16 protein-coding genes are annotated in these 24,720 nt (G+C 66.6%); 1 reads left to right on the top strand and 15 read right to left on the bottom strand.

Annotated features, from left to right (window positions below):
* Positions 1–850: 850 nt before the first annotated feature.
* From HT579_21995 to HT579_21960, 8 genes are all read right to left on the bottom strand, one after another.
* A complete protein-coding gene (locus HT579_21995) occupies positions 851–2,071 on the bottom strand; it encodes a PLP-dependent transferase (protein QKS31360.1) in 1,221 nt (406 codons plus the stop codon).
* Between the two features lie 162 nt (positions 2,072–2,233).
* On the bottom strand, positions 2,234–3,373 hold the full coding sequence (locus HT579_21990; GenBank protein QKS31762.1) for an SGNH/GDSL hydrolase family protein: 1,140 nt from the start codon (positions 3,371–3,373) through the stop codon (positions 2,234–2,236).
* A 185-nt stretch (positions 3,374–3,558) separates the two neighbouring features.
* Positions 3,559–5,859, bottom strand: a complete 2,301-nt coding sequence (gene pbpC / locus HT579_21985) for a penicillin-binding protein 1C (protein QKS31359.1) — start codon at positions 5,857–5,859, stop codon at positions 3,559–3,561.
* On the bottom strand, positions 5,856–10,973 hold the full coding sequence (locus tag HT579_21980; protein ID QKS31761.1) for an alpha-2-macroglobulin family protein: 5,118 nt from the start codon (positions 10,971–10,973) through the stop codon (positions 5,856–5,858). The genes pbpC and HT579_21980 overlap by 4 nt, the downstream gene beginning before the upstream one ends.
* Positions 10,974–11,140: 167 nt before the next feature.
* Positions 11,141–11,959, bottom strand: a complete 819-nt coding sequence (locus tag HT579_21975; protein QKS31358.1) for a symmetrical bis(5'-nucleosyl)-tetraphosphatase — start codon at positions 11,957–11,959, stop codon at positions 11,141–11,143.
* A gap of 9 nt (positions 11,960–11,968) precedes the next feature.
* Complete coding sequence (gene galE, locus HT579_21970; protein QKS31357.1) at positions 11,969–12,973, bottom strand: UDP-glucose 4-epimerase GalE; 1,005 nt, start codon at positions 12,971–12,973, stop codon at positions 11,969–11,971.
* Between the two features lie 215 nt (positions 12,974–13,188).
* Positions 13,189–13,494 (bottom strand): H-NS histone family protein, encoded by a 306-nt coding sequence (locus tag HT579_21965; GenBank protein QKS31356.1) that lies wholly within the window; start codon positions 13,492–13,494, stop codon positions 13,189–13,191.
* Positions 13,495–13,840: 346 nt separating this feature from the next.
* Complete coding sequence (locus HT579_21960) at positions 13,841–14,320, bottom strand: flavin reductase family protein (GenBank protein QKS31760.1); 480 nt, start codon at positions 14,318–14,320, stop codon at positions 13,841–13,843.
* A gap of 429 nt (positions 14,321–14,749) precedes the next feature.
* On the opposite strand from HT579_21960, the gene mutY reads away from it, so the two are divergent.
* A complete protein-coding gene (mutY, locus tag HT579_21955; GenBank protein ID QKS31759.1) occupies positions 14,750–15,829 on the top strand; it encodes an A/G-specific adenine glycosylase in 1,080 nt (359 codons plus the stop codon).
* A gap of 62 nt (positions 15,830–15,891) precedes the next feature.
* Here the strand turns inward: mutY and HT579_21950 are convergent, their stop codons facing one another.
* From HT579_21950 to HT579_21920, 7 genes are all read right to left on the bottom strand, one after another.
* On the bottom strand, positions 15,892–20,091 hold the full coding sequence (locus HT579_21950; GenBank protein ID QKS31355.1) for a PAS domain S-box protein: 4,200 nt from the start codon (positions 20,089–20,091) through the stop codon (positions 15,892–15,894).
* Between the two features lie 51 nt (positions 20,092–20,142).
* A complete protein-coding gene (locus HT579_21945) occupies positions 20,143–21,294 on the bottom strand; it encodes an MFS transporter (protein QKS31758.1) in 1,152 nt (383 codons plus the stop codon).
* Positions 21,295–21,383: 89 nt separating this feature from the next.
* The gene (locus HT579_21940) at positions 21,384–22,001 is read right to left on the bottom strand and encodes a UbiX family flavin prenyltransferase (protein ID QKS31354.1); all 618 of its coding nucleotides are present in this window, start codon (positions 21,999–22,001) and stop codon (positions 21,384–21,386) included.
* Complete coding sequence (locus tag HT579_21935; protein QKS31353.1) at positions 21,994–22,542, bottom strand: Gx transporter family protein; 549 nt, start codon at positions 22,540–22,542, stop codon at positions 21,994–21,996. Before HT579_21935 ends, HT579_21940 begins: the two co-directional genes overlap by 8 nt.
* A 59-nt stretch (positions 22,543–22,601) precedes the next feature.
* Positions 22,602–23,129 carry a DUF3124 domain-containing protein gene (locus tag HT579_21930; protein QKS31352.1) on the bottom strand — a complete coding sequence of 176 codons (528 nt, stop codon included), beginning with the start codon at positions 23,127–23,129 and terminating at the stop codon, positions 22,602–22,604.
* Positions 23,130–23,258: 129 nt separating this feature from the next.
* A complete protein-coding gene (locus HT579_21925) occupies positions 23,259–23,942 on the bottom strand; it encodes a fumarylacetoacetate hydrolase family protein (protein ID QKS31351.1) in 684 nt (227 codons plus the stop codon).
* An 18-nt stretch (positions 23,943–23,960) separates the two neighbouring features.
* Positions 23,961–24,707 (bottom strand): Nif3-like dinuclear metal center hexameric protein, encoded by a 747-nt coding sequence (locus HT579_21920; GenBank protein ID QKS31350.1) that lies wholly within the window; start codon positions 24,705–24,707, stop codon positions 23,961–23,963.
* Between the last annotated feature and the right edge of the window lie 13 nt (positions 24,708–24,720).

Genomic DNA, 24,720 nt, shown 5'->3' with positions numbered 1-24,720 from the left:
GCCCGCGCGGCTTTGGAACCCCTTGGGGTTATGCGAAAGTGCTAAGTTCTGAGGATGGCCCTCCGCTGCCCCTCACGCCCCCATTGCGCCAAAAAACTGATCGAGTTCGCTTTTTCGCTTGGGTGGCGATGCAATTTCGCAACTGCTGGTCAAAAAACCCAATAAAAACAACGGCACCATCCTTTGGCTACCCAAAGGTCAAACGGAGAAAAGAGAGGAATCAGGGCCGATTCGGGTGCCAAAACCGGCCAGTGGGGTGGTGAGGAGCCAAAGCATCCTGGAAAAAATGTCGCGAAAACATGCGGTTATGGCGACAAAAAGCCCCGACCGAGAACGGTCGGGGCTTCGTGTCTGGTGGGCCCGCAGGGACTTGAACCCTGGACCAAAGGATTATGCTTGCCACCACGGCTTTCGCCGCCTCTTGCGAGTTCGTGGTCTGGACTATACCTTCCCTTTACGGGCTGGCCGTCTAGTCTCTACACCTTCCCCGCGCTGCCGGGGCTTGGCTCGGTATCGGCTTGTCCCGGGGGAGTTAGCTTTCACCGAATTTGACCAGTTCTACCCGTCGCCAGAATGCTTCTGGCGACGGGCAACCCATCGCGAACGACCGCCCCTTGCAACAAGTGCCGGCCATTCTCGCCGAGTCCTCTGCTCTAACCAACTGAGCTACAGGCCCGGGTCGTATTCTACAGGCTTCCCGGGCAAGCGCGGCGACCGCGGTCGCGCTTGTGCATCCCGGGGCGAACTGACTGCCCGACGGATACTTGCTCTCGCAGCGGTTGCCGGCGGTGGCGACGGGGCGGCGGCGTCATCCACGCAACGACGCGAATCCTGTCCGGGTGTCGGGTCCTCACCGAGTGGGACGGCTGCCGGGCGCGATCTGTGCCTCGGCAAGACAGTTCAGGACGCGATCCGTGGTCTGGACGATGTCTGCGTCGAGACCGATGGAGAAACGGATCAGCCCGTCACTCAGACCAGCTGCCTGCCGTTCGGAAAGCGGGATCTCCGACGAGGTGCTGTGCCCGGGTGTGGTGAAGAGCGTCTTGAAGTAGCCGAGGCTGACTGCGAGGTAGCCGACCTTCTCCCGTTGCATCAGCGTCATCAGCCGATTCGCGGCCGCATGGTTGCCGGCGTCGAAGGTCATCATCCCGCCCCAGCCGTACCCCGGGTTGATCAGCCGTGCCAGCAATTCGTGCTGCGGGTGCGTGCCGAGCCCAGGGTAGTGCACCGTATAGCCACGGGCAGCCAGACTGGTCGCCAGGTGGAGCGCGTTGCTGCCATGCTGGCGCAGGCGGATGTGCAGGCTGTGCAGATTTTTCAGAATGCTCGCTGCGCGCGTGCTGTCGAGTACCGGACCGAGGAGCATGCTGGGTCCCGAGTTGATGTCGTTGAGCCGGCCGATGAACTCGCGCGTCGAGACGACGCAGCCCGCGACACAGTCGCTGGTGCCGTTGATGAACTTCGTCAGGCTGTGTACGACGATGTCCGCGCCATGACGCAATGGCGACAGGATCATCGGTGTGAAGGTGTTGTCGACCACCAGCCGGGCACCGGCAGCGTGCGCGATGGTAGCGAGCCGCGGCAGATCGCTCACCTCCAGAAGCGGGTTGCTGAGCGATTCACAATAGATGACCCGCGTGCGCGGCGTCATCGCCGCGCGCACTGCGTCTGGGTTGCAGAGATCGACGAAGCGGGTATGCACGCCGAAGCGTGGCAGCAGGTTCTTCAGCAAGGCGTAGGTGCCGCCGTAGATGCTGCGGCCGCAGACGATCTCGTCGCCGGTGCCACAAAGGGTCATCAGCGTCGTGCTGATCGCGCCCATCCCGGAAGCCATGACCTGTGCCGCTTCGCCGTCTTCCATCCGCTCCAGGGCACTCGCCAGGTACTTGTTGGTCGGGTTGAAATGGCGCGAGTAGAGGAAGCAGCCCTCGATCTCGTGCTCGAACAGTTCCTCCATCCGCTCCGGGCTGAGGAAGGTGTAGGTCGACGAGTCGGTGATCGACGGGTTCACGTCGCCGAACTCGCCGAAGACCAGATAGTCCTGCACTCGTGACGCTGGATCGAAACTCATGTCGAGCACCCCTCCAATCTCTCTACGGCGAAGAACATCTGGCGCCGCCAGCCAGCACACCGAGGCTGCGGCAGTCCACCGGTAGTCGGCCGTGGGCGCTTCCTGCGCCCACGGCCGAATCCGTGGCGGGAAACCGGCCGCGGCTACCCGCCGGCCGGCTGTTCACCAGCGCCGCAACGGTACTCGGGCAAGCGCCGGACGGCGATCCCGGCCGACGAGCAGTGCCAGCGCCAGCGCCACGAGGAGGAGAGAACCGGGCTCCGGAACGGCAGTTGCCACGGCGAGTTGTCCCAGCAGGTGATGAACCCTCGCCGACGGATGCATATCGTCGGCAAAGGCGGAGACGCTGCAGTTGATGTCGACCGAGCCCGGGAAGAAGAACACTCCCGGCGCGACCGGGCCAATGCACGGCTGCGTCACGTTGGTGATTCCATAGACACCGCCGCCATTGCCGACGGCATCATGGTGGATGGCGTTGCTGAGGCCGAAAAAGTCGAGCGTCCGGATGTCGAGGTCGATACCCACCTGTGCCAGGAAGAAGGCATCGAGTGCAGCCACGTCTGCCGCCAGGGCGGCGTTGAATTGCAGCGTCACGTCGGTCGACGCGGCCTCGTTGCCGAGCCTCGCTGCCTCGGGCGTCAGCCCGAGATCGGGCAAACTGGAGACGAGAAAGTGGCGTGCACCGGCCTGGGCGAGCAGGCCGATCGCGTTGCTGATGTTCTGCGCCGTAGCCTGTGCTGCTGCCTTGCGGGCGGCGTCGTCGCCCGGCGTCGCCCCCGGGTTGGCAGTGCGCGCGTCGCGCAGGTCGTTGGCGCCGGCGAGGACGACATACAGGGCGCCCGGATTGGCAGCGCGAGTCAGACCCGTTGCTGGATTGAACACACTGCCGTTCCAGGCGATCAATTGACCAGTGAGACCGGTGGTCGCCCCGGCGGATCCACCCAGGTCGGTGCGCGCATCACCGAAGGAGAAATTCTGCCCACCTGGGGCCCCGATCGGTATCACGCCGATGGCAGGACCGGCGAAGAGGAGGTTGCTCGGAGCGGCGCTGCCGGCGAAACCAAGCCCCTGTGCCAGGGTTTCCGTCCACACCGGACCGTTCGAAAAGCGCCCCGGAGCAGCCGGGAAACTCGGGAAGGGCGGCGGTGAGAACGCCGTGCTCAGCGAGAGGACGTTGCCGGTGTCGGAGAGGCTGTCGCCAAAGAACACCAGGTCGCTGTACATGCTCGCCTGCGCGCTGCCAAGCAGTGCGCCAAAGGCGAGCAGGGATGTGGCGAATCGTTGCCGTAGTTTGTGCAGCATCTTGTCTTCCTCCTCGGTGTGCGGCGCCGGCAGACGTGCAGCTCAGGCATGCACGTCATGGGTCCGGCCCGGAAAATCGTCCTGTCGTCGGACTGCACCGGAGCGAGCGCCCGGTCCATCGCCGTCGAGTCTAGGAAAGCCGACCTGCGCAGTCAACCCAAATAATCGCGCTCTCCGCAGCCGTGCTAGCGGACACTGATCTCGATCCGATCATGCTGCCCGGCGTGGTCCATGACCGTGACCTGGAACGAGCCCGGCTGCGCAAAGCTCCATGTCAATGGCTGCCCTGCCGGCACGCGGCCGATCTGGCGGCCGTTGAGCAGCCAGATCAGTTCATGCTCACCGCCGCGAGCCTCGAGCCGCAGCGTCGCTGGTGGTCCTTCGCCGGCGCTGCGTATGGTTTCGCCATCGCTCAGGCCGACGATTCTCAGGCCGTTGCCGCTGCCGCCGTCGCTCGCGCTGCAGGCGGTCGTCCATGGTGGTGGCAGCGCGCGCTTGCGCAGGCCGTGGTCCAGCCAGGGTTCGAGCGCCGCCGGCCAGCGCGCCATCTCGACTGCCTGCATGCTGCCGCTGGCGCAGCCCGGGCGCACCCGTTGCCCGGTCGCCGGGTCGCGGTAGTCGGTATGGCGGGCCGGCCCCGTTCGCAGTCTGTCTGGGAAGGTGGGCGGAGCGGTATCGTTGAGGATCCAGGCGGTTCGACGCTGATGACAGAGCGCCGTCGGGGTGCCCTCGCTGCGCGTACCCAGCGGCCAGCAGATGCCCGCGCTGTTGACCGATGGCGGTGGGATGCGGGCGGCCGGCGGCGAATCGTCGATCACGGCAAAGATATCGACCAGCAGCGGGGCAGCTATGTTGGCGCCAAAGAATCCGGGGTTCGGCGTTCCGTCAGGGCGGCCGACCCAGACGCCGGCGGTGTGGCGATCGCTGACGCCGACCGCCCAGGCATCGCGAAAACCGAAGCTGGTACCGGTCTTCCAGGCGATCCCACGGCGGCTGCCGATGCCGCCATCGACCATTCGTGCCACCGGCCCACCGGATTCGAGGATGTCGCGAATGATGAAGGCAGCCCCATCGCTGAGCATGCGCGTCTCGACCAGCGGCGATCCGGCAAGATAGCGCGGTCGGCCGCTGACGCCGGCGCGCGCCAGTGCGCTGTAGGCACCGACCAGGCCTTCCAGGTTGACCGCGGCGCCACCAAGGATCACGCTGAGGTTGGCGGTCGCTCCCGGCGGCAGTTCCAGCCTGAGTCCGCCGCGCCGCAACTGCGAGACGAAGCGCTGTGGTCCAAGTCGTTCGAGCACCTCGACGGCTGGCACGTTGAGCGATCGCTGCAGCGCCTCGCTGACGCCGACCGGGCCACTGAAGCTGGCCTGGAAGTTGCCCGGCTGGTAGCCGGCGAAGGACTGCGGCACGTCGGCCAGCAGGGATTCCGAGTGGATCAGCCCTTCATCCAGCGCCAGCCCGTAGAGGAAGGGTTTCAACGCCGAACCCGGCGAGCGCGCCGCCTGCACCATGTCGACGTGTGCGAAGCGCTCGCTGTCGCTGAAATCCGCCGAACCGGCATAGGCGCGAACCTCGAGCGTCTCGTTGTCGATCACCAGCGCCGCCATCGATACCCGTGGCGGCAGGATGCCCAGCCGGGTGGCGAGGATTTGCTCCACCATCTGCTGCATGGCGGCGTCGACCGTGCTCTCGATGCGCGCCGCGTGCGGCTGCAAGCGCCGCAGCCGCTCGGCCAGGAGCGGCGCCAGCAGGGGTTCGCGCACGGGCTGCGCGATCACCGGTTCCTGGCGCGCGTCAGCAATCGCGCTGGCACTCCAGCGGCCCGCCATGCGCGCCAGAACCTTGTCGCGGGCGAGCCGGGCGCGCTCGGGGTGGCGATCGGGCCGCAGCAGCGACGGCGCCTGCGGCAGCGCGGCGAGGAGCGCCGCCTCGGACTCGCTCAGCCGCTGCGCCGGTTTGCCGAGGTAGGCGCGGCTGGCCGCCTCGACTCCTTCGAGGACTCCGCCCATCGGCGCCAGGCGGAGATAGATTTCGAGGATCTCGCGCTTCGAGCAGCGCAATTCGATCTGCAGGGCACGTACCATCTGGCGCAGCTTGCCGGCCGGCGTCCGCGGTGTCGGTTCGAGCAGACGCGCCACCTGCATGGTCAGCGTCGAACCACCGGAGACGATGCGGCCGTTCTGGAGCCAGAGCACGCCGGCACGCAGGAGTGCCCATGGATTGACGCCCGGGTGCCACCAGAACGCCCGGTCTTCGAAGCCGATCAGCGCTTCGATGTAGCGCGGCGACACTTCATCGAAGCGGACCGGATGCCGCCAGATGTGCTCGCGGTCCGGGAACGCGCGCAGCGGCGTGCCGTCGCGCGCCAGGACGACCTGCGCCTGTGGGGCCTTGTGGCCTTGCAGTGGCGGCGGGAAGAGCTGGTCGGCAAGCAGCAGCAGGGTCAGCAGAGCCGCCAACCACCACCTGGGCCGGTGGCTCATTGTCTGCCGCTGCCGCCATCCGTTCCACTGTCGCTGGCGATCAGCAGCACCTCGTCGCCGCCGGCAAGACCATGGATCTGCGGCTGGTACATGTCTTCCGCATAGGTGGGCGGCACCACGAAACGACCCGGCGTGACGGCGCGGACGCGGTAGAAGAACTGCATCTTGCCGGCGAGCCGCGCGGCGACGACGAAGCGGTCATCGCGAAACTCGACATGCCTGATGTCGCCGTTCTGCATGGCCTGCCGCGGATCGATGCCATCGATGCTGATGGCCGACTGCTCACCCTGTACCAGGTTGGCATTCTCGATCTCGAGGCCGGCCGGAACGTGGTCGACGATCAGACCGTTGGCGTAGCGCCCGCTGCTGCTGACCTGCAGGCGGACGATCGCGCTCTCGCCGACGCGCAGGATCCGCTTGCCGAGCGGCTGGCCGTCGGCGGTGAACCAGTCGCGCTGCAGGTCGAAGGCATCGCGCCGTGCCGCCGGCAGTCGTGCCGGGTTGCCCGTCAGGTTGAGTTCGACGAACAGCCGCTCCTTGTGCGTGTTTCTGATGCTCACCCCGCCGGCAACCTCGGCTGCCGACAGCGACTGGAACTGCGTTCCGCGACCGCCGATCGCCTGCGCCTTGCCTGCCGAAAGCACTTCCGCAGACCATTCACCGGCGGTGGGGCCGGTGAACTCCCGACCGAGGAGAAAGAGCGCGAGTTGCTCCTGCGTGCTGAAATGGCGCCGCTGTTCGACGGCAGCGGCGACCTGGCGCAACAGGTCCTCGCGGCCATCGGCCTTGACCTGGTGGCGGTCGAGCAGGACGTGGATCAGCGCCCAGTCGCGCAGGTTGCTGCCGTAGTCGCCCCACCAGGCGCCAGCCGGTCCGCCACGCGGCTTGTGGATTCCGGCATCGATCGCGATCACGGCACGCGCTTCGTCACCCATCAGCCGCAAGGCGAGCCCGAGTTGCACCAGCGCCAGCCCCGAGTGGGCGGCTGCGCGCGATTCGTGCAGCTGCCGCAGCGTCGCCAGCGGTGCCCTGCCGTGGCGGGCGAGGACGTAGGCGCCGTAGGAGAGGACCGCGAAGCGTCCGGGGCCGGCGTAGCGATGGTCGTTCCAGATCGCGTTCTGATTGTAGGTGACGGCTCCCGTCGGCAGGCTCGCGACACCTTCCTGCAGCCCCTTGAGGAGAAAATCCAGCGCCCGCTTCTCGACTTCGGGCGGCACGTTGAAACCCTGTTCGCGGGCATCCAGCAGGAAGTTGGCGACATAGGCCGTCAGCCAGTACTGGTACTCGGCGACGTTGCCCCACAGGCTGAAGCCGCCGTTCGGCGCCTGCATGCCGGCGAGGCGGGCGATCGCCTTGTCGAGCAGCTCGGCGCGTTGGGTCGTGGTGTAGGCCTTGAGCGCGAATTGCCTCGCCGTCGCTTCGTCAACGAAGACGTGTGGGTAGGCGCTGCTCGTCGTCTGCTCGGCGCAGCCGTAGGGGTAGCTCAGCAGCCCACGCACGGCGCTGCGCACGTCGATCGGTGCCTTGTTGGAGATGGCCAGGGTGGCGTTCACGCTCGGCCGCAGCAGGCCGCCCAGCTCAGCCTCGCGCAGCTGGACGCTGTCACCGGGGGCGATCGTCAACCGCCTGACGACCGACTGGCGAGGCGTCGGCGGCTGCACGAGGAGCGGGAACGTGCGCTCGATCCGCCGCAACGGAGCGTCGACGCGCACCTTCACTTCGCTCGGACCGAGCGCGCTGCCGGCCTCGACCGGGATCTGCAGGATGCGCTTCTGCTGGTCCTTGAGCGAGAACCGCTGTTCGCCGTTCCTGATCAGCAGACCGTCGCGACTGCTCAGCGCGACCCCGATCTCCTGCTCCCTGCCGGCAAGGTTCTGGACTTCGAGAGCCAGCACGGCGCTGTCGCCGGTCGACAGAAAGCGCGGCGTCGCGAGCTCGACCACGAGTGGCGCAGCAACGGTGACCTCCGCCTCCTGCATGCCGAAGCGGTCGCCGGTGGCGACCACGGCCATCAGGCGCAGGCTGCCGTTGAAGTCGGGGACCGGCAGGGAGACCTCGGCTTCGCCCTTGTCGTCGAGCACGACCGGCCCGCTGAAGAGATCGACCAGCCGCAGCTTCTTCGGCAGGCTGCGCGTTGCCTTCGGTGCCGCGTCACCGCCGAACTTCAGCCTGCCTTTCCGCCCATCCATCTTTTCGATCAGTCGCCCATACACGTCGTGGGCGTCGGCTCCGTAGCGCAGCTTGGCGAAGAAGAAGGCAAAGGGGTCCGGGCTGACGTAGCGTGTGATGTTGAGGATGCCGACGTCTACCGCCGCCAGGGTCAGCAGCGCCTGCTGGCCGCCCGCCTCGGGCACCTTGACTCGGACCTTGAGGGGCTGTTCGGGCTCCATCTTCGTCGGTGCCTCGAGCGCCACCGCGAGCCGGCGGTTGCTGCGCTCGAGAGGCAGGTAGAGCAGCCCGAGGGCGCGCGCCGGCGTCACCTTGTCGCCGCTGCCGGGACGCAGGACCATCACCGAAACGTACAGGTCATGCCGCTGCCAGTCCTTGTCGATCGGGATGTCGATTGTCCGGCCGTCGGCGCCGACCGACAGGCGCCGCACCCACAGCGCCCGGTCGCCCTCGACGGTGACCAGCGCCTGCCCGGCATGCGGCGGAACGATCGTCAGCCGTGCCGTCTCGCCAAGCGAGTAGGCGGGCTTGTCCAACTTGAGCGCGACCCGGTCCGGGCGCACCCCCTGCGCTTCGTCGTCCTTCGCGGCCCAGCCGGCGTAGAAGCGGAAGCGCATCGTCTGACGGGTTGCGGGATCAAGGATCTCGACGCGGTAGCGGCCGTACTTGACCGGCAGGCTGAGCTTGCCACGGCCACCGGCCGGCACGGTCACCTGTGTCGTAGCGACCAGTTCGTCGGTTTCGGTGAAGCCCGAGTTCCAGCCACGCTGATCGTCGAAGCGCCAGTAGTAGTTGCGGTTCTCGCGGAACAGGCGTACCGGCAGCGCCGCTCCGGCCTTCAGGTTGCCATCGGCGTCCGCCCGGACGACCTCGAAATCGGCGGCCGATGACTCGCGCGCATAGGCCCCGACGAACAGCGGCCGCACTCCGACCAGCACCGTTGCGGGCCACCAGATACGTTCGACACTGCGCACCACCGGCCGGCCACCGCTTTCCAGCAGGCTCAGCGTCGTGCGCACGACGAACGGCGAGCGTCGTTTGCCAACCGCCTCCAGGTCGACGCCGAGTGCCGCCCGACCCTGTTCGTCGAGGCGCTGTTCCGGCAGTTCGCTGCGTGTCCTGACATTGTCTTCGTCGGCGTCCCCAAAGACGAAGCCGGGCAGCTTCTGTGGCAACGGGTTGCGACTGCGCTCGCTGGTGGCGACGCCGAGCAGGCGGTTGCCGGCCGCCGGGGTACCGTAGAGGTAGCGGCCGCTGACTTCGATCCGCCACTCCTGTTCGCCCGCCAGCCGCTCGCTGCCCGTCGACAGCTCGAGCCGCATTCTTTCCGGCAGGAACTCCTCAACGGCGAACGGCATGCTGGTCGCTGCGAGCCTCGCTGCCGGATCGGCACGCAACTCGAGAAGCCACGAACCGGTAGCGGCGTCGCCCGGCAATTCGATCGTTCGCCGGTAGTAACCCACAATACCGCTCTCCGGGTGCCAGGTCGCGGTCCACTGCGGCTTGCCATCTGGGCGGCGCAGGATCGCCTGGATGGGCTGCGCCGGCACCGGCCGACCATCTGCGTCGCGTGCAATCACCGAAATCTCGAAGCGCTCGCCGGGCCGGTAGAGGTTCCGACCAGCATAGGCGAACAGGCGAACCGGCGAGTACGGCATGCCGGCGACGTCGAATTCGGCGAGATCGAGGGCCGGCTCCTTGAGGGTGATCAGCGACATCTGCTCGCCCTTGCGCGCCAGCAGCACACGGGCAGCCGCCGGCTTCTCGGCGAAGGCGGCGCGGCCGTCGCGGTCGCTCTGCGCGCTGGCGAGCGTCCTGCCCTGACGGTCGATCCAGCTCACCTCGACACCAGCGAGCGCCTGCCCATCGCGCAACGAGCTGACATAGGCGTCGGCGCCGCGGTTGGGATACTGTCGCAGGTGCAGACCCAGATCGCTGATGTAGAAGTAGGTCGTCTGGTAGTCGTCGCGGAAGCGGTTCGGTTGCGACATCACCGCCACGTAAACGCCCGGCTCGCGCAGCGGGGCAATGCCTTCGACCGGGATGAAGGTGACGCTCCGCCGGTTCGCCTTCTGTTCGGTGAGAAAACGCCCGACGAAGCTGCTGCTCGTCATCCGGTGGATCTGATCCAGCTCCCAGTTGCCAACCGCGCCCCTGAGACGGCTGCCGGCGTAACGATGACCGTCGTCGCCGTCGCTCTGCTGGTCGTCGTGTGCCGCGTCGCCGTCCGCATCGGCAGCGCCGCGACCAGGACCAGCCGGTGGGGCGGCAATCACCTGCTCGAGGAACCTCGGCAGTTGATCCGCCTTGACCTTGAGGAACTGGATGTCCACCTCGGGCACATTCACCGTCGTCACCGGCAGGCCGCCACCCTGTCCCGCCGGCAGGACCATGCCACGGCTGGCGAAGTAGAACGCCGGGGCAACGGCCGCCGTCAGAATCGAGAAACGCACCTCGCTGTCGAGCTGGCTGCCATTGCGTGCCTTCAAACCGGGTTGCACGCGGACCACGTAGCGGGTCTGCGGCTTGATGTGCGGGAAGAAGAGCAGGCGAGGGTTGTCGCCGACCACCCAGGCGCCGGCAACCGGCTGGCCGCCGGGCAGCGAATCGCCATTGGCCAGGCGGCGGCTCTCGCCGGACGCGGCGACCGTGGCCGCGCCGACGCCGTCCTCGCCGTCCGCTTCGCCGTCCCGGGCTGCAGCTGCCTTCGCCTCGGCCGGCATCTCGAGCACCTGCAGGAAGCGCTCGTGATCTCCCTTGGCCTCGAGCGGCACGCTGAAGGACACTGCCAGTGCCGGCGATCCATCCAGCTCGCGGTGCGCGCCGTCGATCACGGCGAACGGCGTGTCGCCGGCATCGGCCTCGTCACTGCCGCCAGCCGTCAGGTGCCCGATTGCCATCAAGCCGCCCACCGCCACCACGATCCCCACGACCAGCGCCAGCATCTGCTGCCAGCGGCGCCGCGCGAGCTGCCTTGCTGTCTGCATGTGTCTCTCCCCGGCAATTCGTCGGCGATTCTAGCAGGCATGGATGCGCGATGGCGGCGCCGTGACGAGTCGGCAAGAGCACCCGGGTTGCCGGAATCAGATGTGGCTGCAGCAGCGGCTCTGGATCAGACCTGACCCTCGCTGGTCGAGCAATCGACCTGAAAGACGGCACGGTCCTCCAGGCGAACGGCACTCAGGTGACGGCCCCAGAAACAGCCGGAATCGAGCGCCAGCAGCTTGTCCTCGATGCGCAGACCGAGCGCCGACCAGTGGCCGATGACCAGGACGGCGTCGGCGCTGCGTCGCCCGGGGATGTCAAACCACGGCAGGTGACCCGCGGGTGCGTCCGCTGCTTCTCCCTTGGTCTTCAGGTCCATCGCCCCGCTCAGCGAGCAGAAGCGCATGCGGGTCATGGCGTTGACGATCACCCGCAGGCGGGGCCAGCCCTGCAGCTCATCGCTCCAGCAAAGCGGCTCGCTGCCCCACAGGTTGGCCAGGAATTCGTCACAGGATGGTCCCTGCAGCGCAGCCTCGACCTCTGCCGCCAGCGCCCGCGCGGCTGCCGTCGTCCATTGCGGCAGCAGCCCGGCGTGGACCAGGCAGAAGCCGTCCTCAAGGTGGCACAGCTCCTGCTGTCGCAACCAGTCGAGCAGTTCGTCGCGGTCCGGTGCGGCAAGAACCTCGCCGAGCGTGTCCCCCTTCCCGCGTCGGCCCAGCCCCGCTGCCACCATCAGCAGGTAGAGGTCATGGTTGCCGAGCACGGTGGTGGCAGCAGGACCGAGACCACGCACGAAACGCAGCGTTTCGAGGGAGTGCGGGCCACGATTGACGAGGTCGCCGACGAGCCACAAGCGGTCCCGGCTGCGATCGAAGCGACACTTGTCGAGCAGCAGCAGCAGCGAATCCAGGCAGCCCTGGATGTCACCGATGGCGTATGTCGCCATCTGCCTGTTTCAGCCGACAGCGCTGCATGTCTGCCAGCGCCAGGCATCGCTGCACATCTGCTCGATGCCGCGCCGCGCCTTCCAGCCGAGCAGGCTGGCGGCGAGGGCGGGATCGGCGTAGCACGACGCGACATCGCCGGGCCGGCGCGGGGCGAGGACATAGGGAACCGGTCGACCGCTCGCCGACTCGAAGGCACGCACCATGTCGAGTACCGAGTAACCACAGCCGGTACCGAGATTCACCGTCAGCAGCCCCTTATGCTCACACAGATAATCGAGTGCCGCGACGTGTCCGTCGACCAGGTCCATCACATGGATGTAATCCCTGACCCCGGTCCCGTCGGCCGTCGGGTAATCACTGCCGAACACGTTCAGGTAGGGTCGGACTCCTTGTGCGACCTGCGCCACATAAGGCATCAGGTTATTGGGAACGCCGTTGGGTGCCTCGCCGATCAGGCCGCTCTCGTGCGCCCCAACCGGGTTGAAGTAGCGCAGCCGAGCAACCCGCCAGTCTGCGTCGGCAGCGCACAGGTCCGCGAGGATGTCTTCGATCATCAGCTTGCTGGCACCATAGGGATTGGTCGCCGAACGCGGAAAACCCTCGCTGATCGGCACTGAAGCGGGATCGCCATAGACGGTAGCCGACGAGCTGAAGATCAGGGTTCTCACCCTGGCCTCGGTCATGGCGTGGCAAAGGGAAATCGCTCCACCAACGTTGCAGTCATAATAGCGCAGCGGTTGTGCGACGGATTCGCCAACGGCCTTGAGACCTGCAAAATGGAAGACGGCAGCAATCTGGCCATTGGCAAAAGCCCGTCGCAGGAGGTTCTGATCGCGCACATCACCCTGAAAGAAGGATGGCCTGCGACCGGCTATTGCCGCCACTCGGTCGAGAACCTCGACCCGGCTGTTCGACAGGTCGTCAATCACGCTGACCTCGTGGCCGGCGAGAATCAGTGCAACACAGGCATGCGAGCCGATATAGCCGCAGCCCCCCGTCACCAGGACGTTCATTTTTCCGGCTCCTTGTCGTCAAGGGGAAATCCGCTATTGCCATTGCCAGCGGACGGCAACCGCTTGCGACCGGTGTCCGGATAATCGCCTTCAGGGCAGCTGCCTGCCCTGAAGGCGCCAGCTGCCAGCGGCCCGGCGCAGAAGGCAGTTGGGACCCACGGTCGACGACCAGTGAAGGCGCCAACCAACGAGTCCGGCAACTGCTGTCGGGAGTCTTAGACGAGAAACTCGTTGCGGTGGCGGCCGTCGCTCTCGAGACTGGTGAGCCAGTTCGGGGCCTTGCCACGACCCGACCAGCTCTCGCCGTTGGGGCCACGGTACTTGACTGCCACTGCGACCTTTGCCTTGGCTGGTGCCGCAGCGCCAGCGATCTTGAAACCGAGGTCGGCGGCAGTCAGGCCATGCTCGGCAATCAGTTTTCTTGCCTGCGCAATGGCATCGGAAACCTCCGCTTGGCGCGCCTCTTCAATCTGTTTTTCCAGCAGTGCCCTTTGCGCAAGCAGTTCCTTGTAGCTAGCCATATACTCCTCCTTGAGAAAGTCGCATTTATACACGACTGGTGAATGATTGCAAACATTGTCTGACGGAATGGAGCGGGCAGGCGACGATAGTGGGCGGCACATGGTCGTATCGTGGAATTCGTCGCAAGCGGCGGCGAAACACCTGTCGGCGACGCGCATTCGTCCCCAGATGCCGCCGCCTGTGGTCGGCGGCCGGCATGGCGTCGTGTTTGCCGCCCATGGGCGCAGGCGGTCGCGCGGAAGCAATGATAATCGCCGGCTTTCGCCCGACTTCGCCGCGTCATTGCCGGCGCCATGGCCGCAGGTACTAGGCGGTTCAGCGTCGTGCCGACTGCAGCCGCGGTGCTCAGGAAGCGTTGCTCAGAACCCGGTAGCGTCCGCCGTGGAAAATCAGCGGTTCGGCCAGTTCGTTGCGCGAAAAACGGCTGACCCGGCCGATGAAGATGATGTGGTCACCGCCCGGATAATGGGCCTCGCTGCTGCACTCGAAGCACGCGGCGCACCCTTGGAGCAAGGGCACGCCGCCCATTCCGGCAATGGTGTGCAGGCCCGAAAAACGATCGGCATCCCGGCTCGCAAAGCGATCCGAAATCCATTCCTGGTCCGCCGCAAGGACGTTCACCGCATAATGCCGGGAGCGGCGAAAAGCCTCCAGGCGCGGCGAGTCGCAGGCAAGGCTCCAGAGAATCAGCGGTGGCCGCAGGGACACCGAGTTGAACGAGCTGATGGTCACCCCGAGTGGCTGCCCATCGGGCGCCAGCGTCGTGAGGACGGTGACTCCCGTGGCAAAGCCGCCGAGCGCATCGCGAAAGGCTCGGCAGGTCATCTCGCGCGACGTCAGGGACGGATCAGATGCCGACTCTGGACGCAGGAGCGCCGCGACGGGGTCGCCGAGTTCGACGCCTTCCGGGGTATCAAGCGGCGGACGCATTACGCGGTCGGGTGACGCAGCGGCGGCATGCTAGGATGGGAGACTTCGGCAAGGAGGTGGCTTTCAAGATGCGACACGGCAGCCGGGCTGGCCGGGGTCAGTCGTCATGCGCTTGTTGCCCGGCCCCTTTCCTCGACCGAGTGCGCCGCAGAAGCTGCGTTGACGAACGGAATGGACGTCCATTATGGCTTTGTCGTCGGCCGCTGTCGACACGGCGCTGATGCGTGGGTCTGCGGCGGAGCAATGCATGCTGACCAGGGCTGCCGGCTGGCGGCGTCCGCGCAGGCCGCGGGCCGCTGTGCCGTCTCGTCGATGCTGCCGCCGATGAACGCCGCGGTCGCCGTCAGCAGCGGGTTCGCCGCACGGGTGGTGGCTTGGCAAAAGGCCAATGGGCGCCACGATCTGCCCTGGCAGCAGACGCGCGACCCGTACCATGTCTGGCTGTCCGAGATCATGTTGCAGCAGACGCAGGTGCGCTCGGTGATTCCCTACTATCAGCGTTTCCGCGCTCGCTTTCCGACTCTCGAGGCGCTCGCCGCGGCACCGTTGACGAGTGTCCTGGAAGCGTGGGCGGGCCTGGGTTACTACGCCCGCGCGCGCAACCTGCACCGCTGCGCGCAGACGGTCGTGCGGCTGCATGGTGGCCAGTTCTCCAGCGACCCGCAGATCAACGCGCGCCTACCGGGAATCGGTCGCTCGACAGCGGCCGCGATCAGCGTCTTTGCCTTTGGTCGCCGTGCGGCCATCCTCGATGCCAATGTGCGGCGGGTTCTGGCGCGATGCTTTGCCCTCGACGACAGCACTTCCCCCGCCGCCGATCGGCGCCGGATGTGGGTCCTCGCCGAAGCACTGCTGCCGGCGACCGACATCGAAGCCTATACGCAAGGGATGATGGATCTCGGAGCAACGGTGTGCGTCCACCGCCAGCCCGCCTGCAACCGCTGTCCGCTGGTATCGGTGTGCAGCGCGAAGCAGCAGGGGCGGCAGGCTGAGCTGCCTGGCAGGGTGACGAAGAAGCCGCTGCCGGAGCGCCGGGAAAGCGTCATCATGCTCACCGACGGGCGCCAGGTGCTGCTCGAGCGCCGTCCGGCGAGCGGCATCTGGGGTGGCCTGCTGAGTCTGCCGGAACTCGCGGCAGGGTCGGCTGACGCGCTGGCACAGCGCCACGGCTGCCGCCTGCTGGCGACGACCGAGTTGCCCGCAATCAATCACCGCTTCACCCACTTCCGTTTGACCCTCGCCATCCTGCGCGCTGACGTGCAGATCATTGGCCGCGCGGCAGGCGAGGATCGCTGGCAATGGCTGCCGCTGGAGCGGATCGCCGAGGCGGCGCTGCCGACGCCGATCATGCGCCTGCTGCGGTCCCTGCGCCCACCTGAAGATCGCAGCGACGCCGTCTCCTAGTTCGTTGCCACATCGTGTCCTCGTCGGCTCGCGCGCCCCGGCAGCAGTCGCCGCCCACGCCGTCAGTCGTCAGCGTGGCCCAGCAACTGCCTGAATTCCTCCACCGGTACCGGGCGGCCGAACATGAAGCCCTGGTAGCCGTGGCAGCCATGGCGATCGAGAAACTCGCACTGCGCTGCAGTCTCCACCCCCTCCGCAATCACTTTCAGGCCGAGGCTGCGCCCCATCGTGACAATCGTTTGCGCGATCACGGCATCGCTCTGGTTGTCCGGCAACCGGTTGACGAAGGCGCGGTCGATCTTGAGTTGATCGAGTGGCAGTCGGGTCAGATAGGACAGCGAGGAGTAGCCGGTGCCGAAGTCGTCCATCGAAAAGGTCACCCCGAGCTCCTTGATGGCGTTCATTCTGGCTATCGTGTCGGCGACATTGTCGAGCACCAGGCTCTCGGTCAGCTCGAGCTTGAGCCGCGTCGGGTCGGCCCGGCTGCGTTGCAGCAGCCCGTGCAGCTGGTCAACGAAATCCGCCTGCCGGAACTGGCGTGCACTGACATTTACCGCAACCTGCAGTTCGCCGGCACGGCCGTCACCGCTCCAGGCGGCGAGCTGCGCGCAGGCGCTCGCCAGCACCCACTGGCCGATGGGGACGATCAGGCCGGTATCCTCGGCCAGCGGGATGAACTTCCCGGGTGGCACCAGACCATGCTGTGGATGCTGCCAGCGCAGCAGAACCTCGGCACCGAAGATCCGGCGCCGCGAATCGACCTGTGGCTGATAGTGGAGAACGAACTGATTCATCTGCAGCGCCAGGTGCAGATCCTCTTCGAGCTGCCGCCGGTCCCTGGCAGCCTGGTTCATGCTGGCGGTAAAGAACTGGACGTTGTTGCGTCCCGCGGACTTGGCGTGATACATCGCTGCGTCCGCATTGCGCATCAGCACCTCGACCGTGTCGCCATCACCAGGGAAGACGGCGATGCCGATGCTCGAGGTCGTGTGCATGCCCTGCCCGTCGATCTGGTACGGCTGCGACAATGCGTGCAGAATCTTCATCGCAACGCGTTCGGCAGCCAGGGCGTCGGCGCGCGACAGCACGACGACAAACTCGTCGCCACCCAGTCGGGCGACGATGTCACTGGCGCGGACACTCCCCGTCAGGCGCTGCGACACTTCTAGCAGCAGCGCATCGCCCACGTGATGGCCGAGCGTATCGTTGATGTTCTTGAAACGATCGAGGTCAAGGAACATGACTGCCAGCGGGCAATTCGCGCCTTCGCGCCGTGCTGCAGCCAGCGCCTGCTCGAGGCGGCCCTGCAGATTGGAGCGGTTGGGCAGCTGGGTCAGGGTATCGAAGTGCGCCAAGTGCCGGATCCGTTCCTCGGCAGCCTTGCGCTCGGAGATGTCGACGAAGCTGCCGATGTAATTCTCGACGCTGCCGTCAACGCCACGAATCGTCGAGATCGACAGCCACTTCGGATACACCGTGCCGTCCTTGCGCCGATCCCAGATTTCGCCCTGCCAGTGGCCGCTGCTGGTGATCGCCTGCCACATGCCGCGGTACTCGTCCGCCGACGCGCGTCCCGACGACAGGAGGCGCGGGTCGTTGCCGCGAACCTCGTCGGCGCCGTAGCCGGTGAGCCTGGAGAACGCGGCGTTGACCTCGACGATGCGGTTGTCACGGTCGCTGACCATGATCGCCTCGGCGCTGTTCTCGAACACCGCTGCCAGCAGGCGCAGGCGTTTCTCGGTCAGGCGTCGCTCGCTGATGTCGCGCCAGAGGGTGTGCAGGATCACCTCGCCGCGCAGCGTGATCGGTGTCAGGGTGACTTCGACCAGGACCGCGCTGCCTTCGCGGCGCTGGTGCGTCCACTCGAAACGGTGATAGCCGAACTGGCTCGCAGCGGCCATCATCGCTCGCGCCTTGTCATTCGATGGCTGGCCATCCGGCTGATAGGGCGGCGAAATGTCATCCGGACTGCAGCCGACAAGCTCCTCCTTGGACGGGTACCCGAGCAGCTCCAGCGTGGCCGTGTTGCAGTCGATGAAGGCACCCTCCTTGAGCAGTAGCAGCGGATCCTTGGCGTCTTCGAAGAGCCGCCGGAACGCCTCCTCGCTTTCGCGCAGCTGCTTCTCGGCCAGCAGGCGCTCGGTCACGTCCTCCTTGACCGCCAGGTAGTGCGTCACCTCGCCGTGATCGCCGAAAACCGGCGCGATCGAAGCGCTCTCCCAGAACAGCGTGCCGTTCTTGCGTTTGTTGTGCAGCAGTCCGGTCCACACCTTGCCTTCGCGCAGCGTCCGCCACAAGCTCGCATAAACCTCGCCCGAGACATCGCCGGACTTCAGGATGCGCGGGTTCTGGCCAATGGCTTCGAGCCGGGAATAGCCAGTCACACGGGTGAAGCTCGGATTGACGTACTCGATGTCGCCGTCACGATTGGTGATGACGATGGTGACTGGACTCTGTTCGACCGCCTGCAGGAGGTTGCGCGACTCCTCCTCCGCCTGCTGGCGTTCGGAGATATCCGCGAAGACCCAGATGCTGCCATCGTGTGGCCGCTTGGGATCGATCGCGCGGCCGGTCAGCGCACCCCAGAACAGGCTGCCGTCCTTGCGGCGGAGCGTCAGTTCGGTATTGAAGTCGCGCCCTTCGCCAGCCACCGCGTAGGCGCGCTCGCCGATCCTGACGAAGACATCGTGGCTGGGGTAAAAGCACTCGGACGATTCACCGATCAACTCACCCGCCCGATAGCCGAAAATCTCCTCGAGCCGCCGGTTGCACGAAACGACTCGCCGCTGCCGCAGGTGAACGATGCCGACGAGCGCATTGCTGAGGAGGGTTTCCATTTCAGCCAGCAGCTGCCGATTGCGCTGCTCCATCCGCTGACGTTCGCTGAGATCGGCCAGCAGATCGGCAACGATCGCCGTCCCGCCGTCGCCACCCTGGACCACGAAGAGCGTGTGCAGAGCCGGGATGCAACGACCATGCAGCGACAGCAATTCGAGTTCCCCGCTCCACTGGCCGTCACTGACGGTTGCGGGCAGGACAAGCTGCTGCAGCCGGTGTGCATTCTCCGCGCTGCAGAAACGGGTCAGCGAGTAGTCGCCGCAAGCCGCCGTGTCGGGAAGGTCCAGCATCCGGCGCAGTGCCGGGTTGGCGTAGCTCAGCTCACCGTCCGCGTGCAGCATGGCGATTCCCTGGCTGGCGTTTTCCGCCAGCCGCTCGAATACGGCGAGCCGCTCGCCCTTGGCGCGCTGCAGGCTCTCGCTGCGCATCAGGTCGGCGAGGACTGCCGCCTCGCGCGTCTCGCTCTGCCAAAGGCGCAGCAGCAGGGTGGCGAACAAGGCGAGCAGCAGCAGAGCCGACATGCCGACGACCAATGCCCGCTCTCGCCAGCCGGTCAGAAGCTCGTCACGGCTGGCGCCGATGATGAAATAGAAAGGGTAATGCTCGAGCTGCTGATAGCTGTAGATGCGCTCGATGCCATCGGTGTGGGACGCGAAGTGCAGCGTGCCGCTCCTTGCCCCGCGGCTCATCTGCTGACGGACGGGATGTTCAGGCGACAGCGTCCTGTTGACCTCGCCCGGAATGTGCGGCCAGCGGACCACCAGGCGCTGATCGTCGCTGCGCCGGAAGGATATCGATCCCTGCTGGCCGAGATCGACGGCGCGAAAGATCTCCTGATAGCGGGCGAGATCGAGCACGGCGCTGACCACTCCGAGAAAGACGCCCTGATCGTCGCGCAGGGCGCGCGCGACGATCAGGCTTGGTCGGCCGGTCGCTCGCGAATCGATCACCTCGGAAAAGAAAAGCCCCGCCTGCGGGTCGTCCCGGTGTGCGATGAAGTAGTCGCGGTCGCTCACCTCAATACGCGGTGTCCTCGCGCGGTCGGAACTGTAGAGGAGCCTTCCTTCGGCATCGAACACCCGCAGGCCGACGAGCTCGTCGAAATTCAGCAGGCGCAGGTCGAGTTCGTCCCCCACTTGCCGCGCATGCCGGTCGACGGCCTGCAGGCGCATGGCCGCGGCGGGCAGCAGTCGGAGCATTCCGTGAAGAACGGCATCGGTCCGGCGCAGGGTGGCGTCGAGGCGGGTTTCGAAGATCGCGGCGTAATTGCGGGTCTTCGTCTCGGCCTCGCGCATCTGCTCGTGATAGCTCGACCAGAGTTGACAGGCGAGCAACAGCAGCACCGCCAGCAGCAGGCAACCGAGCCAGACCAGCAGCATCCTGCGCTGGCGGCGATCAATGGCATGCGCTGTCCCTTGACTCATGGGCCAATACTGCAGGACTTCGTCAGCGAAGGCAAGAAAGCGGGGCGCCCGTCAGCGTCCGCTGGCTGCCCTCGCCTGCGTGTGTCTGCCGATGGCCCAGCGGCCAAAACCGACGCCGACCGCCAGGCTGACGAAGCCGGCTGCCCAGCCGGCCGGATCGGCGCGGCCACAGGCGTCGAGCGCGATGCCGAAGACCAGCGGACCAATGCAGGCGCCGGCAAAGCCGATCGCCGAGTAGAGAGCGAGAGCCGTACCACGGCGGTCGCTCGCCGTCTCGCTGATCAGGCCGGCGGTCAGCGCTGCCGAATCAAGGTTCATGGTCGCTGCGTAGAGCAGCAGCAGCGGCACCAGGACATGCCCCGGACGGTCGCTTGCGCCAGCCACGACGAGCGCCAGCGCGCAGGACAGAGGCATGACGGTCCGCAGCCAGCGGCTGCGCCCCCAGCGGTGCGCGCCCTCGTTGCCGAGGACACTCGCAGGAACGGCGAGAAAGGTCGCCAGCGCGGCCACCACCCCCGGCATCGCTGTCCAGGGATCGGCGAGTCGGCCATGGTTCCAGACGAGGCACGCGACGAGCCAGGCGCGAAAGCCGAAGAGCTCCCAGTTGTGACCGAAGTACGCGCCGCAAAACGCGAGGACGCGCCGGTCGCCGAGCACCAGGCGCCAGTGTGTGGCGCGATCGTGGGGCGACGGGCGGCTGGCGACCGGTGCCACACCGAGCGAGACCAGCAGAACCGCCACGGCGGCGGCAGCAGCGGCCAGAGCAAACAGCAGCGGCCAGGACAGATGGCGCTGCGTCAGTTCGATCCAGAGGTACGAGAGACCGGCGCCGACGCCGAAAGTGGCCGTATAGAAGGCTGTGCCACGCGACTGCCGCGCTGCCGGCAGCCGGTCGGTCAGCGCTTTCAGTCCGGGCATGTAGGTCCCTGCCAGGGCCAGACCGGCGAGCCACCACCAGCCCAGCGCGGCGACGAAGCTGTTGCCAAGGAGGGCGAAACCCGCCAGGGCGAGCCCGTTCAGCGCGGCGCTGGCGAGATAGATGCGGCGCGCGTCAACGCGGTCGGTGAGGCTCACGAGCAGCGGTACGGCGAGGATGTACCCGAGAAAGAAGATGCCACCCAGCCAGCCGGCAGCCGTCGCCGACAGGGACCAGTCCTGCGACAGCCGCGGCAGCAGCGACGGCACCAGCGCGAAGCCGGCCATCGAAAAGACCTCGGCGCCGCAGAATACCAGCACCAGCAGCGTCGACGCGCCGGCGCTGGGCGGCAGATCCGCTTCGCCCGCCGCAGGGCTCACCGGTCCGGCGCCGGATCGCCCCAGCGGGGTTGCAGCGAGTGCCGGACGCGCAGTTGATCGAGGATGCGGGCGACGACGAAGTCGACCAGGTCGGCGACCTCCTGTGGCTTCTGGTAGAAGCCGGGGCAGGGTGGCAGGATGATGGCACCGGCGCGTGCCAGCCGCAGCATGTTTTCGAGGTGAATGGTCGACAGAGGCGTCTCACGTGGCACCAGGATCAGCTTGCGGCCTTCCTTGAGGACGACGTCGGCGGCACGCTCGATCAGTTTGCTCGCCAGTCCCTGGGCAATCGCCGCCAGTGTACCCATCGAACAAGGGCAGACGACCATCGCGTCGGGTGGGTTCGACCCGCTGGCGAGCGGCGCGAACCACTCCTCGCGGCCAAAGACCTCGAGTTGTCCCGGCAGGCCGCGATGGCGTTCCTGCAGCAGAGTGCGTGCCTCGCTGGCGCGGGCCGGCAGGTCGATGCCCATTTCCTGGCGGGCGACGATCTGCGCCACCTGCGAGTAGACCAGTTGCACGCGGCAGCCCGCCGTCAGCAGGCATTCGAGCAGGCGCAGCCCGTAGGGCATGCCCGAGGCACCGGTGAGCGCGAGACAGATGGTTTCAGGCACTGGTCACTCCGTTCTGCGGCATTGCTGGCTCGCTCACAAGGCGGGCGGCGATGACGCCGTTGATGATGCCGAAAACCAGCGCAGCGCAAGCAAAGAGCGGCACCAGGTAGAACAGCCCATCATGCGGGATCAGCCACAGGCGCGCCAGCAACAACTGGCCACCGATGTGGGCGAAGCTCGCGACGATGCTCCAGCTGACCGGGCCAAAGCTGCGGCGCGGCAGGCGGCAAGCCAGCGCCAGGACGATCAGGCTGCACGCAGATCCGCTGACGCTCATGAAGAAGCCCGGCGACAGGAAGTGCCCGAGCAACAGGCTGCCGGCAACAACGCGCAGGCCGGTGACCCAGGCGGCGGCGGCCCAGCCGTGACGCGCCAGGACGATCAGCGTGACGATGTTGGCGAGGCCCGGTTTGACACCCGGCAGCGGCAACGGGATCGCCGCGTCGACGAGTGACAGGCCGATCGCGACCGCGGCGAGCTGCGCGATTCGCTGGTCCTCGGGCGTTGCCGTCAGCCTGATCGGTTGCGCGCGGCCGGACATGGTCAGGGCCCGTGCGGGTCAGATCGCGCCCGGGCAGGCTGCGCCGCGGAGAACGGGGCTCATGGCTCGGAAATTGCCCGACCACGGGAAATGAAAGCGACCGAATAGCCCGCCTGGAAACGTGAATGCAGGGCCTCGATCGTCGGCTGCGATACGGGTACGGTGGCGTCCCACTTGATCGCGTAGTTGGCACCCGAGCCGCCCAGATTTTCGCGCTGTTCGACGAACAGCTCGAGGGTGCCGAACGGCGGAATGACCCGCGGAGCGGGCAGCGAGTTGCGCAGAAGGACGCCTTCGGTGCTGTAGTAATTGGCCGAGATGACGCGGATCGAATTGAGCGGATCGGTGTTGCGCACACTCACCAGAACCGACAGCAGGGTAACGTCGGTCTTGCCGGTGGCGGCGACGTTGCCGTGCCTGACCTCGGAGTAGATCGGCACATAGACTGTCTGTCCCCTCGTTGGCGCTTCGATTCCTTCGGCAAGGACCGACGCGTTGCCTGCAACGACGACCAGCGCCGTGGCCAGCGTGCAGCTGAAGCGGGAGGAACCGCGACGCAGGGCGGGCAGGATGCGAGGGAAGCTCATGAGCGTTCTCCGTGATGTGGGATCGGAATCATCGCGGCGGTCTGGCCGATCCGTCCAGCGGGTCGCCGACGTTGCCCCGAGCGAGCGTGCCGGTGCCGACAGGCGGCGACCTGCGGCTCGTTCGTCATCTCAGACCAGCCTCACCGTCAGCTCGCCGACGCCGGCCACCGTCGCCTCGAGCAGGTCGCCGCGGGTCACCGTCGATACCCCGGCCGGGGTGCCGGTGAAAATCAGGTCACCCGCCTGCAGGTGGACATAGGTCGACAGATTGGTGATGATCTCGGCCACTTTCCATGACATCTGCCCGAGGTCCCCGTCCTGTCGCAGCTGACCGTTGACCCTGAGCCGGATCGCTCCATGCAGCGGGTGGCCGCTGGTAGCCAGTGGAGTGATGGCGCCGATCGGCGCACTGTGGTCGAAGCCCTTGGCCATGTCCCAGGGATGACCTTTTTCCTTCGCCCGCTGTTGCAGATCGCGCCGTGTCAGGTCGAGCCCGACGGCATAGCCAAAGACGCAGTCCAGTGCCTGTGACACCGGAATCCGCTCACCACCGGCCGCGAGAGCAACCACCAGTTCCACTTCGTGCTGCAGGTCACCGGTCAGGGGCGGGTAGGGCACGTCTCCGCCGCCGGCAACCAGCGCATCGGCCGGCTTGCTGAAGAAGAAAGGTGGTTCGCGGCTGTCGGCGCCCATCTCGATGGCGTGATCGGCGTAGTTTCGCCCGACGCAATAGACACGCCGTACCGGGAACAGGGCATCGCTGCCGGTCACCGGCAGGGTGACGCGCGGCGGGGGTGGGAAAACAAAGCTCATGGTTGTTCCTCATCGGATTCAGACAGGATTGTCGAGGTCTACGAAGCGACAGTCGAGAGCGAAATGTTCGCCGAGGTGTGCGGCCAGCGCCATGACACCATACCGCTCGCTGGCATGGTGGCCGGCGGCGAGATAGGTTACCCCCGACTCGCGTGCAAGATGCGTGCTGGGCTCCGACGCTTCGCCAGTCAGATAGAGATCGGCGCCAAGTGCGATCGCGGCTTCGAACATCCCCGGCGCCGCGCCCGAGCACCAGGCAACGCGACTCACCAGACGCTCGCCGTCACCGAGCAGCAGGGGAGGACGCTGCAGCGCGAGCGCGACGCGCTCGCCAAGCTGCCGGGCAGGCAGGGGCACCGGCAGGTGGCCGAGCCAGCCGAGTTCCTGCTCGCCGAAACGGCCGTCGGCGATCCAGTCGAGGCGTTTCGCGAGTTGCGCGTTGTTGCCCAGTTCCTGATGGCTGTCGAGCGGCAAGTGGAAGGCGTAGAGGTTGATGTCATGGAGCAGAAGCGTCCGCAGGCGGGTCTTGCGGATTCCCGTCACGCAGCCGTCCTCGCCCCGCCAGAACCAGCCATGATGGACCAGAATGGCATCGGCGGCATGCTCGACCGCGGCGTCGAGCAGCGCCTGCGTGGCGCTGACACCGGCGACCAGGCGCCTGATCTCGTGGCGTCCTTCCACTTGCAGGCCGTTTGGGCAATAATCCCGGAAGCGCCCCGGCTCCAGCAGATCCTCCAGGTAACGGGTCAATTCTTCGCGTTTCATCCAAAGGCTCCGG

Origin of the sequence: Candidatus Accumulibacter similis (assembly GCA_013347225.1) — a bacterium.
Classification (GTDB): Bacteria; Pseudomonadota; Gammaproteobacteria; order Burkholderiales; family Rhodocyclaceae; genus Accumulibacter; species Accumulibacter similis.
Note: the sequence above shows the minus strand (reverse complement) of the source record. Positions and strands in the feature narration are given on the sequence as shown.

What these genes read in the sequence shown, in the direction of transcription:
- mutY (QKS31759.1), top strand. Translation starts at nt 14,750, where the DNA reads ATGAACGCCGCGGTCGCCGTCAGCAGCGGGTTCGCCGCACGGGTGGTG.
- HT579_21990 (QKS31762.1), bottom strand. Translation starts at nt 3,373, where the DNA reads ATGCTGCACAAACTACGGCAACGATTCGCCACATCCCTGCTCGCCTTT.
- HT579_21975 (QKS31358.1), bottom strand. Translation starts at nt 11,959, where the DNA reads ATGGCGACATACGCCATCGGTGACATCCAGGGCTGCCTGGATTCGCTG.
- galE (QKS31357.1), bottom strand. Translation starts at nt 12,973, where the DNA reads ATGAACGTCCTGGTGACGGGGGGCTGCGGCTATATCGGCTCGCATGCC.
- pbpC (QKS31359.1), bottom strand. Translation starts at nt 5,859, where the DNA reads ATGAGCCACCGGCCCAGGTGGTGGTTGGCGGCTCTGCTGACCCTGCTG.
- HT579_21995 (QKS31360.1), bottom strand. Translation starts at nt 2,071, where the DNA reads ATGAGTTTCGATCCAGCGTCACGAGTGCAGGACTATCTGGTCTTCGGC.
- HT579_21960 (QKS31760.1), bottom strand. Translation starts at nt 14,320, where the DNA reads ATGACCTGCCGAGCCTTTCGCGATGCGCTCGGCGGCTTTGCCACGGGA.
- HT579_21950 (QKS31355.1), bottom strand. Translation starts at nt 20,091, where the DNA reads ATGAGTCAAGGGACAGCGCATGCCATTGATCGCCGCCAGCGCAGGATG.
- HT579_21925 (QKS31351.1), bottom strand. Translation starts at nt 23,942, where the DNA reads ATGAGCTTTGTTTTCCCACCCCCGCCGCGCGTCACCCTGCCGGTGACC.
- HT579_21920 (QKS31350.1), bottom strand. Translation starts at nt 24,707, where the DNA reads ATGAAACGCGAAGAATTGACCCGTTACCTGGAGGATCTGCTGGAGCCG.
- HT579_21930 (QKS31352.1), bottom strand. Translation starts at nt 23,129, where the DNA reads ATGAGCTTCCCTCGCATCCTGCCCGCCCTGCGTCGCGGTTCCTCCCGC.
- HT579_21980 (QKS31761.1), bottom strand. Translation starts at nt 10,973, where the DNA reads ATGCTGGCGCTGGTCGTGGGGATCGTGGTGGCGGTGGGCGGCTTGATG.
- HT579_21965 (QKS31356.1), bottom strand. Translation starts at nt 13,494, where the DNA reads ATGGCTAGCTACAAGGAACTGCTTGCGCAAAGGGCACTGCTGGAAAAA.
- HT579_21935 (QKS31353.1), bottom strand. Translation starts at nt 22,542, where the DNA reads ATGTCCGGCCGCGCGCAACCGATCAGGCTGACGGCAACGCCCGAGGAC.
- HT579_21945 (QKS31758.1), bottom strand. Translation starts at nt 21,294, where the DNA reads ATGGCCGGCTTCGCGCTGGTGCCGTCGCTGCTGCCGCGGCTGTCGCAG.